Annotated in this window: 12 protein-coding genes; all 12 read right to left on the minus strand. The window is 73.8% G+C overall.

Annotation, left to right across the window (positions count from 1 at the left end; translation table 11 throughout):
- Positions 1-26 precede the first annotated feature (26 nt).
- On the minus strand, positions 27-464 hold the full coding sequence (locus ACFXGA_RS09930) for a hydrogenase maturation protease (RefSeq protein ID WP_378086128.1): 438 nt from the start codon (positions 462-464) through the stop codon (positions 27-29).
- Positions 461-1,756 (minus strand): Ni/Fe hydrogenase subunit alpha, encoded by a 1,296-nt coding sequence (locus ACFXGA_RS09935; RefSeq protein ID WP_378086130.1) that lies wholly within the window; start codon positions 1,754-1,756, stop codon positions 461-463. Before ACFXGA_RS09935 ends, ACFXGA_RS09930 begins: the two co-directional genes overlap by 4 nt.
- Positions 1,753-2,496, minus strand: coding sequence for an oxidoreductase (locus ACFXGA_RS09940; RefSeq protein WP_378086133.1), 744 nt, complete (start codon positions 2,494-2,496; stop codon positions 1,753-1,755). The genes ACFXGA_RS09935 and ACFXGA_RS09940 overlap by 4 nt, the downstream gene beginning before the upstream one ends.
- Positions 2,496-3,314, minus strand: a complete 819-nt coding sequence (locus ACFXGA_RS09945; RefSeq protein ID WP_378086135.1) for an FAD/NAD(P)-binding protein — start codon at positions 3,312-3,314, stop codon at positions 2,496-2,498. Before ACFXGA_RS09945 ends, ACFXGA_RS09940 begins: the two co-directional genes overlap by 1 nt.
- Entirely contained in the window at positions 3,311-3,763 is a 453-nt protein-coding gene (locus ACFXGA_RS09950; RefSeq protein WP_378086137.1) for a Crp/Fnr family transcriptional regulator, read from the minus strand. The genes ACFXGA_RS09945 and ACFXGA_RS09950 overlap by 4 nt, the downstream gene beginning before the upstream one ends.
- Positions 3,760-4,944: a 4Fe-4S dicluster domain-containing protein gene (locus ACFXGA_RS09955; RefSeq protein ID WP_378086139.1), complete on the minus strand. Its 1,185-nt coding sequence runs from the start codon at positions 4,942-4,944 to the stop codon at positions 3,760-3,762. Before ACFXGA_RS09955 ends, ACFXGA_RS09950 begins: the two co-directional genes overlap by 4 nt.
- A 96-nt stretch (positions 4,945-5,040) precedes the next feature.
- Positions 5,041-6,072 carry a hydrogenase expression/formation protein HypE gene (hypE, locus tag ACFXGA_RS09960; RefSeq protein ID WP_378086141.1) on the minus strand — a complete coding sequence of 344 codons (1,032 nt, stop codon included), beginning with the start codon at positions 6,070-6,072 and terminating at the stop codon, positions 5,041-5,043.
- The gene (gene hypD / locus ACFXGA_RS09965) at positions 6,069-7,166 is read right to left on the minus strand and encodes a hydrogenase formation protein HypD (RefSeq protein WP_378086143.1); all 1,098 of its coding nucleotides are present in this window, start codon (positions 7,164-7,166) and stop codon (positions 6,069-6,071) included. Before hypD ends, hypE begins: the two co-directional genes overlap by 4 nt.
- Complete coding sequence (locus ACFXGA_RS09970) at positions 7,163-7,411, minus strand: HypC/HybG/HupF family hydrogenase formation chaperone (RefSeq protein ID WP_378086145.1); 249 nt, start codon at positions 7,409-7,411, stop codon at positions 7,163-7,165. The genes hypD and ACFXGA_RS09970 overlap by 4 nt, the downstream gene beginning before the upstream one ends.
- Positions 7,412-7,416: 5 nt before the next feature.
- Positions 7,417-9,666, minus strand: a complete 2,250-nt coding sequence (gene hypF, locus ACFXGA_RS09975) for a carbamoyltransferase HypF (protein WP_378086147.1) — start codon at positions 9,664-9,666, stop codon at positions 7,417-7,419.
- A complete protein-coding gene (gene ppsA / locus ACFXGA_RS09980) occupies positions 9,663-11,891 on the minus strand; it encodes a phosphoenolpyruvate synthase (protein ID WP_378086149.1) in 2,229 nt (742 codons plus the stop codon). The genes hypF and ppsA overlap by 4 nt, the downstream gene beginning before the upstream one ends.
- Complete coding sequence (locus ACFXGA_RS09985) at positions 11,888-12,883, minus strand: Acg family FMN-binding oxidoreductase (RefSeq protein ID WP_378086151.1); 996 nt, start codon at positions 12,881-12,883, stop codon at positions 11,888-11,890. The genes ppsA and ACFXGA_RS09985 overlap by 4 nt, the downstream gene beginning before the upstream one ends.
- Between the last annotated feature and the right edge of the window lie 632 nt (positions 12,884-13,515).

Genomic DNA, 13,515 nt, shown 5'->3' on the forward strand with positions numbered 1-13,515 from the left:
CGCGTCGCCGGCCCGGCGGCCCGCGCTCACCGGCCGGAGGCGACTTCGCGCAGGACCTCGTGGACCAGGCCGGGAACGGCGGAGGCGACGGCCGTGCTCAGCCCTGGTCCGAAGCCGACCTCCTCCACTTCCACGCCCAGCACCACGAGGCGGCGTGGCAACCGGTCCAGCACCCGACCCAACTCCACCGCGTCCGGGACGCCGAACCCGTGGGTGTTGGCGGCGGGCTCCCCGGTCCCGGTGATCGCCACCCGGTGCACGCGTCCCGGCCGTGCGGGGGTGCAGCGGACGGCGTCCACGACCACCGCCAGGTCGGCGCCCGCCCACGCCTCCACCAGGCGTACCGGGTCGCCGTCGACGATGTCGGCCGGCACGCCGCGGCGGCCGACCTCCCGCGCGACCGCCGGGCCGACCCCGTCGTCGCGTCGGAACTCGTTGCCCACACCTATCACGATCGCGGTCACCGGCGGTCCACGGTGAGGTCGAGGAAGTGCGCCGAGCAGGAGATGCACGGGTCGTAGTTGCGGATGGCGCGTTCGCACATCGACACCAGGGTGTGGTCGTCCACGTCCGGGCACGACCGCACCAACCGGGTGACGTCGTCCTCGATCGCGGACTGGTTCTGCGAGGTCGGCGGCACGATGTCCGCCGCGACGACGAGCCCGTCCGGGCCGAGTTCGTAGCGGTGGTACAGCAGCCCGCGTGGCGCTTCGGTGACGCCGTGGCCCACGCCCACCGCCGCCGGCACCTCCAGGGACGGAGGCGCCGGGCGCTCGTACTCCGCGATGAGCCTGAGCGCCTCCTCGACCGCGTAGACGACCTCCACCGCCCGCACCACGATGCTGCGGAACGGGTTGCGGCACTCACCTCCCAGGCCGGCGGCGCCGGCCGCCTGGGCGGCCACCGGGGACAGCCGGTCCGAGTTGAGCGCGTACCGGGCCATCGGTCCCACGAGGTACATCCGGCCGTCCAGCCGGGCGTGCAGCGCGGTCGAGTGCCGCACCTGGTGTTCGCTCACGTGCTGCGGGAACTCCGCGGCGGTGAAGGACAGTCCGGTGGTGGTGCGTGGCTCGCCCCCGTCGACCGGGTACCCCGCGATGTCCCGCAGCGCCATCAAGTCGTGCGGGACCTCCAGGTCGGGGAACTCGAAACCGGCCACCCAGCCCACCGTGGTCACCGCGTCCTCCAGCGCGTGCCGCAACCGTTCCGCCAACGGGCGCAGTTCGTCGACGGTCGGCGCGCGGTAGAAGCCGCCCACCCGGACGTTGACCGGGTGGATCGCCCGTCCGCCGACCAGGTTCATGATCGCGTTGCCCGCCTGCTTGAGCGCCAGACCGCGTTCCACCAGTGCCCGGTGCTCGGCGGCCATGGCGATGCCGTCGGGGAAGCCCAGGAAGTCCGGCGCGTGCAGCAGGTAGATGTGCAGCGCGTGGCTGGAGATCCACTCGCCGCAGTACAGCAGTCGGCGCAACGCCCGCACGGAGCCTTCGACCACGACGCCGCACGCGTCCTCCACCGCCCGGCACGCGCTGATCTGGTAGGCGACCGGGCAGATGCCGCAGATCCGAGCGGTGATGTCCGGTGGCTCTCGGTAGTCGCGACCACGCAGGAAGGCTTCGAAGAACCGAGGCGGTTCGTAGATGTTCAGCTCGACGTCTTCGACGTGGCCGCCCCTCGTGCGCACGTGGAGCGCGCCTTCGCCTTCGACCCTGGCCAGCCCCGCGACGCGCAGCGTGCGGTTCGCGCGGTGGGTCATGCCCACTCCCTCCCGGAGTTGAAGGTGCGGAACACCCGGCCCACCTCGTCCTCGGTCATGCCGTGGCGGCGCAGCAGCGGGATGAGCGCGGGCACGTTCGGGCGCGTCATCGGGCCGAAGCAGCCGTAGCAGCCGCGGCCGACCGCCGGGCACAGCGCACCGCACCCGGCGTGCGTGACCGGTCCGAGGCACGGGACGCCGTCGGCCACCATCACGCAGGTCAGCCCGCGCCGCTTGCACTCGGTGCACACGCTCGTGTCGGGCAGGTCCGGCTCGCGACCGGCGAGGAACGCCGACAGCACCTCCAGCAGCTGGCCGCGGTCGATGGGGCACCCGCGCAGCTCGTAGTCGACGGTGACGTGCGCGGACACCGGGGTGGAGGTCGCCAGCGAGTCGATCAGCTCGGGCGAGGCGTAGACGACCGACCGGAACTCGGCGACGTCGCCGAAGTTGCGCAACGCCTGGATACCACCGCTGGTGGCGCAGGCGCCGATCACGACCAGCACCCGGGACTGCTCCCGGATCCACCTGATGCGCCGCTCCTCCTCGGGAGTGGTGACCGAACCCTCCACGATGGAGACGTCATAGGGGCCGGCCGCGGTCTCCGGCGTGACCTCGAGGAAGTGCGCGATGTCGATCCGGTCCGCGAGGTCGAGCAGTTCGTCTTCGCAGTCCAGCAGCGTGAGCTGGCAGCCGTCGCACGAGGTGAGCTTCCAGACGGCGAGGGTCGGCTTGGCCATCACAGCTCCTCCACGGTCAACAGCCCCGCCGCCACGGGGTAGTCCACGACGGGCCCGTCTCGGCACAGCAGCAGCGGTCCGAGCTGGCAGTGCCCGCACCGGCCGGTGCCGCACTGCATGTTGCGCTCCAGGGACACCTGGACGCGGTGTTCGGGCACACCGCGCCCGGTCAGCACGCGGGCGGCGGCGCGCATCATCGGCTCCGGTCCGCACAGCAACGCCGTGGTGCGCCGGCCGTCGAGGGGGAGAGCGGCCAGCGGATCGGTGACGAAGCCGACGCGACCGGTCCACCCGTCCCCGCCCCGGTCGACGGTCAGCACGACTTCCAGGCCGCAGTCGTCGTCCCACCGACGAAGCTCGTCCCGGTAGAGGAACTCCGCGGGTGTGCGGGCGCCCGCGACCAGCACCACCCGGCGGTAGCGGTGGCGGTGGGCCAACGCGTGGCGCACGGCGGGCCGCAACGGAGCCAGGCCGATGCCGCCCGCGACGACCACCAGATCGCCGCCGTCCAGGCGCCAAGCCGTGCCGAACGGTCCGCGCACCCCCAGCACCGCGCCGGGCGCCGAATCGTGCAACGCCCGGCTGACCGCTCCCACCGCGCGCACGGTGTGCGCCAGTTCACCGGACTCGGTCGTGCCGCTGACCGAGATGGGCACCTCGCCCACACCCCGTGCGTACAGCATCGCGAACTGCCCGGGACGGAACGGGGGCAGCGGCTCGTCCACCGCGCGCAGCGTCAGGGTCACGGAGTCCGAGGTCTCCCTGGTCCGTCGCACCACTTGATATCGGGCGGGCAGCCAGGAGCCGAGCGGGCTCACGGCGCGTTCCGGTACAGGTCGAGCAGCCGGAGCCGGGTGGACTGCAGCCGGGTGAGCATGGACTGGGCGAGCACGAGGGACAGCCGATAGCCCAGCGCGGGGTCCTCGTCGGCCAACGCGCGCAGTCGCGCGGCGTCCAGGACGAGCGCACGGGTCGGCGAGACCACGGTGGCCCCGAAGTGCCACCGGTACGGCGGCACGAACCAGGAGAGGCCGAGCAGGTCCCCCTGACCGACGCCCTGCACCGTGACGGAGCCCTGGCCGGGGACCGCGATGTCCACCGCGACGCAGCCACTGAGGATGATCCAGCAGCGGTCCGCCGGTTGTCCCTCGTCGAACAGCCGCGTGCCCGGCGGATACTGCTGCGGGACACCGACCGCGGAGAGCACCGCCCGCTGGGCGGGCGTGAGCGCGTCGAGCAGCGGCAGCGTCGCCAGTTGCGGGATCACGGCACACCCCGCGCCAGCGCCGCGGCTTCCTCGGTGATGTCGATGCCTGCGGGGCACCAGGCGACGCACCGCCCGCAGCCCACGCAGCCGGAGGTGCCGAACTGGTCGTACCAGGTGCTCAGCTTGTGGCTCATCCACTGCCGGTAGCGGGCCGCGACCGAGGCGCGTACGGGCCCGCCGTGCAGCCGGGAGAAGTCGACCTCGAAGCACGAGGCCCACCGTCGACGGCGTTCGGCGTGGCCGTCGGCGAGGTCGGTGACGTCCTCGACGGTCACGCAGAAGCACGTGGGGCACACCATGGTGCAGTTGCCGCAGGCCAGGCACCTTTCGGCCACCCGTTCCCAGTGCGCCGAGTCCCGGTTGGCGGCGAGCAGGTCGCGCAGGTCCGGTCCGGGCATGGCGCGGCCCATGCGCTGCCGCGCCGCTTCCACGTCGGACCGGGCCAGTTCCTCGTCCCGCTGGTCGGCGGGATCGGCGGGCAGCCGGCCGAGCACCAGCTCCCCGGCCGGAGAGCCCGCGTCGGCGAGGAACCGGTGGCCGTGACCGTCGATCCGTTCGGTCAGCGCGATGTCGTAGCCGCTCCGGGCATCCGGTCCGCAGCCCATCGACGCGCAGAAGCACACGTCGCCCGGCTCGGTGCAGCGCGTGGCCACCACGAACGGCGCCCGCTCGCCCAGCACCTGGCACAGCTTGCCGATCGCGGCCAGGTCGCAGGGGCGCACGCCGAGGAACGCGTACCGGGGGCGTTCGTCGGGCACGGGGTGGAAGCCGTCGTCGTCCACCGTCAACAGGGTCCGGTGCGGCGGGTGCAGGAACGCCTTCCACGACTGCGGCCCGGCGGAGTGGCCGAACACTGCTGTGTCGTCCCGCCGGCGGAGCCGGTAGCGGCCCGGACCGGTCTCCACGCCCCAGCCTGCGGGCAGGTCGTCCGCGGCGCCCAGCTCCGCCAGGGTGATGGCGTCGTCGCGCCGGACCGGTCCGACGACCGTGAGGCCCTGTCGGCGAAGTTCCGCGATCAACGCGTCGAGACCGGCCAGGTCGAGCACGACGCTCGCGGCATCGCCCCGGCGATGTGCCGCACCTCGCTCGGCGGTGCGGTCCGCGGCTTCGACATCGGCCGCGCCGCTCGTCACGTCCGGGCCGGTCGACCCGGAACCGCTGCTCCCGATCCGTTCCGTCATCCCGTCCTCCTCGGTGGTCCCTCCAGGCTCGTCCGGGCCGGTTCGCCCGGGCAGTGGCGAAAGTCCCCACCTGCCCGTCCGCGGGTCCCGGTCGGGTCAGCAGATCCGGGGCAGCTGCTCGCCGACGAGCACGTCCACGATGCGCGACGAGCCGACCAGGGTCCGTGCGGTCACGCGGCCCGTCGTCCCGTCGGTGACCCGGCCGATCACGGTCGCCCCGGCCCCCTCCGGCAGTGCCCGCATGGCCGCCAGCACCGCCGGTGCGGACGGCGCGGCCACGAACGCCACCAGGCAGCCCTCGTTGGCCACGTGCATCGGGTCCAGGCCCAACAACTCGCACGCCGAGGCCACCGCGCGCGGCACCGGCACGTCCTCCTCGGACACCTCCACCGCCACGCCCGACGCGTGGGCCAGCTCGTTCAACGCGCCCGCCAGGCCGCCACGGGTGGGATCGCGCATCGCGTGCACGTCACGCCCGCCGGCACCGATCATCGCGGCCACCAGCCGGTGCAGCGGACGGCTGTCCGAGGCGACCTCCGCCTCGAATCCCAGCCCTTCCCGCGCGCTGAGGATCGCCGTGCCGTGCAGCCCGATCGGTCCGGACAGCAGCACCACGTCGCCCGCCGCGCCGCCCGCCGCCGAGGGGCACGCGTCACCCCACCGCACGCCGACACCGGTGGTCGTGACGTAGACGCCGTCCGCCGCGCCGCGACCGACCACCTTGGTGTCACCGGTGACGATCGGCACCCCCACCGCCCGCGCGGCCTCGGCCGCGGACCGGGTGATCCGACGCAGCTCCGGTACCGGCAGCCCTTCCTCCAGCACGTACGCCAGGCTCAACGCGACGGGGCGGGCACCGCGCATGGCCAGGTCGTTCACGGTGCCGTGCACCGCCAGCGAACCGATGTCGCCACCGGGGAAGAACCGCGGTGTGACCACGAACCCGTCGGTGCTGAACACGAGGTCCGCCCCGGCCGCGGTGATCACGGCGGCGTCCTCCAACGGTCCGTCGCCGCCCAGCTCCGGGGTGATCACCTCGGCGAGCAGTTCGGCCATGAGCTGCCCGCCGGAGCCGTGACCCAGCAGGACGCGCTCGGTCTCCGCGACGGGCAGCGGGCAACTGGTCATCTCGACTCCGTTCCGCGCCCGGCGTTGTGGAACGCGGCGCAGGTTCCCTCGCTGGACACCATGGGGGCGCCCAGCGGCGTGCGGGGTGTGCAGGTGCGCCCGTAGGCGCGGCAGTCCGTGGGCAGCTTCGTGCCGCGCAGGATCTCCCCGGCGATGCAGTCCGGCGCCTCGCGCGCGGTGACCGGGCCGACGGCGAACCGGCGTTCGGCGTCGAAAGCGGCGAACTCGGCGGTCAGCGCCAGGCCGCTGGCCGGGATGGGGCCGACCCCGCGCCACGTGCGGTCGGTGACCCGGAAGACCCGGCCGATCGCCTCCCGGGCGGCGGTGTTGCCGGAGCGCCGCACGGCCCGCGCGTACTGGTTCTCCACCGCGGCGCGGCCGTCCTCCAACTGCCGGACGGCCATGAGGATGCCCTCCAGCAGGTCCAGCGGCTCGAACCCGGTGACCACGATCGGGACGTGGTAGCGGTCGGCGATCGGCTCGTACTCGGTCCACCCCATCACCGCGCAGACGTGGCCCGCGGCGAGGAACGCCTGCACCTGGTTGTCCGGCGCGTCGAGCAGCGCGGTGATCGCGGGTGGCACCAGGACGTGGCTGACCAGCGCGCTGAAGTTCCCCACCCCCGACTCCGCCGCGTGCAGCACGGCCATCGCGTTCGCGGGGGCCGTGGTCTCGAAACCGACGGCGAAGAACACGACCTGCCGGTCCGGGTTCTCCCGCGCGATGCGCACCGCGTCCAGCGGCGTGTAGACGACCCGCACGTCGGCGCCGCGGGCCTTGAGCCCGAGCAGGTCGCCGGTCGTGCCGGGCACCCGTAGCATGTCGCCGTAGCTGGCGAAGACCACGTCCGGCCGCGCCGCGATGGCCATGGCCTTGTCCACCACCTCCAGCGGCGTGACGCACACCGGGCACCCGGGGCCGTGGATCATGCGGATGCCCGCGGGCAGCAACTCGTCGATGCCTTGCCGCACGATCGTGTGGGTCTGCCCGCCGCACACCTCCATCACCGTCCACGGGTGGTGGGCGGTGGCGTGCAGCTCGGCCAGCAGCCGACGGGCCAGCACGGGGTCGCGGTACTCGTCCAGGTGCTTCACGACGACCCCAATTCGGTGGCCAGCGCGTCGGGCATGGCCCGCAGCACGGCCAGGGTCTTGGCGGCCTCCGCCTCGTCCACGAGGCTGATGGCGAAGCCGACGTGCACGATCACGTAGTCGCCGACCACCGCCTCCGGCGTGTAGACCAGGCACACCGACCGGCGCAACCCGTCGAAGTCGACGGTGCCCGTGCGCAGGCGGGTGTCGTCGATCGTGACGACCCGTCCCGGGATCCCGAGGCACATCGACGTCACCCCTTCAGCCGGGCGGCGGCGATCACGGCCTGGCCGTAGCTGATACCGCCGTCGTTGACCGGTGCGCGTCGACCCACGTGCACCTCGAACCCCGCGTCCGCCAGCTGGCGCGCCAGGGCGGTGGTGAGCCTGTTGTTCTGGAACACCCCGCCACCCAGGCAGACGGTGCGCAACCCGGTGGCGCCGGCGGCCTGCTCGACCAGCGCGCGCGTGGCGTGCACGAGGGTGGTGTGGAAGCGGGCCGCGACGGCGCCGACCGGCTGCTCGCAGAGCACCACGTCGCGCAACGTCGGCACCGGGTCGTAGACCCACAGCGAGCCGCGGCGGTGCAGCCGCCACGAGAGCGCCTCGCCGTCCGGGTGACCGGACGCCGCGGCCTCCAACCGCATCGCGGCCTCGCCTTCGTAGCTGTTGTCGTCGCACACCCCCAGCAGGGCTGCCACGGCGTCGAAGAGCCGGCCGACGCTGGAGGCGACCGGGCTGCGGACTGCGCGGTCCACCATCCGTCGCACGACCTCGACCTCGCGCTCGCCCACGCGGTCCAGCAGCGCTTCGGGCAAGACCGGTGCGGCTCCGAAATCCTCGGCTCCGAACAGGTAGCCCAACGCCATTCGGGCGGGGCGGCGCACGGCCGCCTCGCCGCCGGGCAGCGGCGCGGTCCCGATCCGGCCCACCCGTCGGTAGCCCCGGTAGTCGGCCACCAGGACCTCACCGCCCCACAACGTGCCGTCGTCGCCGAGCCCGAGGCCGTCGTAGGCCACGCCGAGGAACCGGCCGCGCACACCGCAGTCGGCCGCCGTGGCCGCGACGTGCGCGTGGTGGTGCTGGACGACGATGCGCCGATCGGCCGGCCAACGGACGGCGTGCCGCGTCGACAGGTAACCGGGGTGCAGGTCGTGCGCACAGTACCGGGGATCGGTTTCCTGCCAGCGGCACAGCATCCGCGCGGTGTCCTCGAACGCGGCGAGCGTCTCCGCGTCGGACAGGTCGCCGACGTGCGGGCCGACCACCGCCCGGTCACCGACCGCCAGCGCCGTCGTGTGCTTGAGCTGCGCCCCCACCGCCAGCACGGGTTCCGGGGCGGTGGCGGGGAGCGGCAGCGGCTCCGGCGCATATCCCCGTGCCCGGCGCAGCAGCGAGGCGCCGCGCACCACCGAATCGTCGTAGCGGGCGCGGATCGGCCGGTCGTGCGCCAGGATCCCGTCGACCAGCGGCCCCAGTGAGGCACGGGCCGCGCCGTCATCGGTGACGATCGGTTCGCCCGAGCGGTTGCCGCTGGTCACCACGAGTGGCCGGTCGAGTTCGGCCAGCAGCAGGTGGTGCAGCGGGCTGTACGGCAGCAATACCCCGACCTCGGTCAGACCGGGCGCGACCGAAGGCGCCAGGCCCGCGTCGGCGCGCCGCGGCAGCAGCACGATCGGCGCGGCGACCGACGTCAGCGCCGCCGTGTCCGCCACGAGCGCCAGCGCACGGGCAGCCCGCACCGTGCCGACCATGACGGGGAACGCCTTGCGGGGGCGCTGCTTCGCGACGCGCAGCCTGCCGACCGCTGCCTCGTCCCTCGCGTCGCACACGAACTGGTACCCGCCGACACCCTTGATGGCGACGACGCCGCCATCCGCCACCACGGCGACCGCGGCGCGCAAGGCGTCCTCGCCGGACAGCGCGCCCCACGACAGCGTGGGACCGCAGTCCGGGCACGCGATCGGTTCGGCGTGGAACCTCCGGTCACCCGGATCCCGGTACTCCGCCGCGCAAGCCGGGCACATGGCGAAGCGGCGCATGGTGGTGCGGATCCGGTCGTAGGGCAGCGCCGCCACGATGGTCGCCCGCGGACCGCATTCGGCGCAGTTGGTGAACGGGTAGCGGTAGCGGCGGTCGGTCGGGTCGAACAGCTCCGTCAGGCAGCGTCCGCAGGTGGCCAGGTCCGGTGGCAGCCACCGGTGTCCGACACCGCCGCCCGCCGAGCTGTCCCGGACCACGAACCCCGGCAGCGGCGCCGCGTCGACCGGCATCGGGGACACCTCCACCGACTCGACGCACGCCACCTGAGGTGGCTGCTCCCGCACCAGCCGGCGGAACTCGGCGAGGTCCTCCGGCTCGCCCGCCGCAGTGATCACCACGTGGCCGTCCACGTTGCGCACCTCCCCGTCGAGGTGCAGCGCCGAGGCGAGCCGGTGGACGTGGGGTCGGAACCCCACGCCCTGCACCGTGCCGCGCACCTCGATGCGCTCGACCTGCCTCACCGCCGCCGCTCCAGCATCAGCCGCCGCTCGGCCGAGCCGATCACGGACCTCGTGGCGGCGACGGCGTCGGGGTTGACCGAGACCGAGGTGATGCCCAGCCGGACCAGGTGCTCGGCGAACTCCGGCTTGGCCGAGGGCGCCTGGCCGCACAGCGAGGAGGTGATCCCGGCGTCGCGGCAGGCGGTGATGATCCGGCCGATGGCGTCGAGCACTGCCGGGTCGGACTCGTCGAACAGGTCGGCGCAGATCTCGGAGTCGCGGTCGACGCCGAGCACGAGTTGGGTGAGGTCGTTGCTGCCGATGGACACGCCGTCGATGCCCATGCGGGCGTACTCGGGGATCCGGTAGGCCACCGACGGGACCTCGGCCATGACCCAGCGGTGCAGGCCGCGGTGGTGGCCGAGCGGACTGCGGTCGACCAGCTCCAGGCACGCCTCCAGTTCCCACTTGGTGCGCACGAACGGGATCATGACGTGCAGGTTCGGCGTCTGCTCGCGCACCCGGGCCAGGGCCTGCAGCTCGAGCGCGAACAGCGTCGGGTCCCGCACGTACCGGTAGCAGCCGCGGAAGCCGATCATCGGGTTGTGCTCGTGCGGCTCGAACTCCTCGCCACCCGTCAGGCCGCGGAACTCGTTGGTGCGGAAGTCCATGGTCCGGTAGACGACCGGTCGGGCGCCGAACGGACGGGTGATGCGCAGCAGCGAACCGGACATGGCGGCGAGGAAGTCCTCACTGCCGTGCCGGGCGAGGAACCGCCGCGGGTGCTCGCCCCCGAGCGCTTCGGTGAGCATGAACTCCGCGCGCAGCAGGCCGACGCCGTCGACCGGCTGCCCGGCCACCTCGGCGGCGTGGTCGGGCATGCCGAGGTTGACGTACAGCCGGGTGCCCAGCGCCTCGCCGGCGACCGCGACGGCGGTGCGGCTCGTGGCGACCGCCGGGGCGGCGAACGTCCCGGCGGTGACCGTGCCCGCGGTGCCGTCGACGGTCACGGCCTGGCCGTCGTGGAGGGCGGTCGTGGCCGATCCGGTGCCCACGACGCACGGCACGCCGAGTTCGCGGGCGACGATGGCGGCGTGGCAGGTGATCCCGCCGCCGTCCGTGACCACGGCGGCGGCCCGCCGCATGGTCGGCACCCAGTCGGGGTTGGTCATCTCGGCGACGAGCACCTCGCCGTCGCGCAGCCGGTCACCGTCGGCAGGGGAGGCGAGGACGCGCACCCGACCCGGGGCGAGGCCGGGTGACGCGCCCAGGCCGGTGACGAGCGGAGCGGCGGGGGCATCCGGCTCCGTGCCACCCGGCAGGGTGGTGATCGGACGGGACTGGACGAGCCAGGTGCGACCCTCCGCGATCGCCCACTCGATGTCCTGCGGCGTGCCGTAGTGCCGCTCGACCCGCAAGCCCAGCCGTCCCAGCTCCTCGGCTTCGGCCCGGTCCAGCACCCGGCGCGACGACTCGTCGGGGGCGAGGGGCACGCGCAGGTCGGTGCCGTCGGGCCCGCGCACGACCTTGTGCGACTTGCGCCCGACCCGGACGTCCACGAGGGACACGTCGTCGCCGTAGCGGCGCAGGATGTAGGTGTCGGGTTCGACCGCGCCGCTGACGACGACCTCGCCGAGCCCGAACGCTCCCTCCACCACCACCCGCTCGCGCTCGCCGGTGGCAGGGTCGGCGGTGAACAGGACACCCGAGCGCTCGGAGTCCACCATCCGCTGCACGACCACCGCGATGGCGGGCTCCTCGGTCAACCCCTTCTCGGCCCGGTAGGACAGGGAACGGGCGCCGAACAGCGACGCCCAGCAGTCCAACAGCCGCTCGACCAGCTCCTGGTCGCCGACGGTGTTGGTGAAGGTGCTGTTCATGCCCGCGAACGACGCGCCCGCCGTGTCCTCGGAGGTCGCCGACGAGCGGACCGCGACCGACACCCGGTCACCCAGTGCGTGGTAGTGCTCCAACACCCGGGCCGAGACCTCGTCGGCCACGCCGGTCTTGCGCACCAGCGCTTGCAATCGTTCGGGCGTGCCGTTGTCGCAGCCCGCGGCGAGCAGGTCGGTCAGCTGCTCGCGCACCGGCCCCATCGAGGTCAGGTAGGCGTCGGCGGTGACGACGAAACCCGGCGGCACGGGGAAGCCGGCCGCGGTCAGCTCGCCCAGGTTCGCGCCCTTGCCCCCGGCGATCGGGGTGTCGTGCGCCCGCAGTTCGGCGAAGGTCCTGACGAACTCGTTCACGTCCGCTCCCACTGGTCGATGACGTCGGCGAGGTGGCGGCGGGGTGTGGGAGGCAGCGGGTCGGCGTTGAACGCGGCCCAGCCGACCCGCACCAGGATCTGCGGGCAGGAGCTGCCGTCGAGCACCTCGGCGCGGATCCTGTTCCTGGTCGCGGCGACCTCCATGGGTTGGCTGAGCGGGCACGTCGCGAGACCGGCCGCGGTCGCCTCCAGCAGCACGGCGCTCATCGCTTCCCCGGCGCGCAGCCTCGACAGGGCGTCGTCCGAGGACGTGGCCAGCACCAGCAGCGACGCCCCGTCGTCCTCCCAGTCGTCCCGGCGCGCGTCCACCAGTTCACCGCCGGGGAACTCGCGGAGCCGGACGTCGCCGTGCTGTGGCACGCCGGCGGGCGCGTTGGCGGCGGGCACCCCGTCGACGGTCGCGTGGCCGCCGCTCCAGCGGCGGGCCTCCGCCCGGTAGGCGGGGTCCGCGTCCTGGGCTGCGGCGGCTTCGCCGATCGCGGTGGCCAACTCGAACCGGTCACGGGTGGCGACCACCTCGTGGGCGATCACGCCCTCCTCCACCGCCCGCGCGGTCAACAGGTCGAGCACCGGCCGGGGCACCTCCCAGGACGAGAAGCGGCGGCGGTCGGTGCGGCGGCGCGGGATGGCGGAGGCCATCGCCACGTCGGCGTCGGTCGGCTCCCGTCGCGTGAATTCGACGGCCGCGAGGTGGCCCGGGTCGGCGGGGTTCGGCAGGCGGTGGACCACCGCTCGCCACCCGAGCGCCGCCAGCGCCACCCGCAGGTGGTGCAGCGCGGCGCCGCAGCTGAGCAGCAGGTCCGCACCGCGCGGATCGGTGGCGGGCAGGCCGCGGAACGGGTCCGCGTACAGGTGCACGCTCGGTCCGCCCAGTCGCCAGCGCCACGGTTGGGTGTTGTGCACCGAGGGAGCGCGGCAGGCCAGGGCCAGCGCCGCTGAGATCGTTTCTTGGTCCGGCCGGCTGGGGTCCATTCGACCCACCTCCGTGCTGTGGTTTCGCGGTTCGCCTCCGACCGTGGCACCGGAGCCGGTCGTGTCGCAGGGTCGTAGGTCCCGAATCAGCGGGGACCGATGTGCCGCCCCCGCACGCTCCACCGTGGACCGCTTCACCGTGGACCGCTCCACCGTGGGCGGTCCCGCACGCGGTCACCCGTTCGGGGTGCCGGGTGCAGTCGCCCGCCGGTGTGGTCGACCGGCGACGGTGGTGACCCGATCGGTCGTCGACCACGGGTTGCGGGCCCCGGTGTGCTCGGGACAGGGCCGGAAGTCCCTGTGCGCCGGTGACCGTCGCGGCGACCAAAGACCCCGGGTGCCGAGCCGGGGCCGGGGGAGCCTGGGAGATCCGGATCGCGTCGAGGAGGTCGTGACGTGGCAGTGCGATCGGACGCTCCCGGTTCCGGTTCCGGCGCCACCTCCCGCCCGGAGCCGACCACACCGTGCGCGTGCCGTGCCGTCCTACCGGGTCGACCACACCCGGATCCGGACCACCGCGACGGCGACCGGTTCCTCGGGGGGGGCCACCCCCCGCGTGGGGAGCTGGGGCGCCGGATGCGGGGGGGGGGGCGCGCCGGGGCGGCGGGGGAGAGAGAGCGCGCGCGCCGAGA

The sequence above is a fragment of the Actinosynnema sp. NPDC059335 genome, assembly GCF_042752395.1.
Lineage (GTDB): Bacteria > Actinomycetota > Actinomycetes > Mycobacteriales > Pseudonocardiaceae > Actinosynnema.

What these genes read in the sequence shown, in the direction of transcription:
- ACFXGA_RS09940 (WP_378086133.1), bottom strand. Translation starts at nt 2,496, where the DNA reads ATGGCCAAGCCGACCCTCGCCGTCTGGAAGCTCACCTCGTGCGACGGC.
- ACFXGA_RS09970 (WP_378086145.1), bottom strand. Translation starts at nt 7,411, where the DNA reads ATGTGCCTCGGGATCCCGGGACGGGTCGTCACGATCGACGACACCCGC.
- ACFXGA_RS09935 (WP_378086130.1), bottom strand. Translation starts at nt 1,756, where the DNA reads ATGACCCACCGCGCGAACCGCACGCTGCGCGTCGCGGGGCTGGCCAGG.
- ACFXGA_RS09955 (WP_378086139.1), bottom strand. Translation starts at nt 4,944, where the DNA reads ATGACGGAACGGATCGGGAGCAGCGGTTCCGGGTCGACCGGCCCGGAC.
- hypE (WP_378086141.1), bottom strand. Translation starts at nt 6,072, where the DNA reads ATGACCAGTTGCCCGCTGCCCGTCGCGGAGACCGAGCGCGTCCTGCTG.
- ACFXGA_RS09985 (WP_378086151.1), bottom strand. Translation starts at nt 12,883, where the DNA reads ATGGACCCCAGCCGGCCGGACCAAGAAACGATCTCAGCGGCGCTGGCC.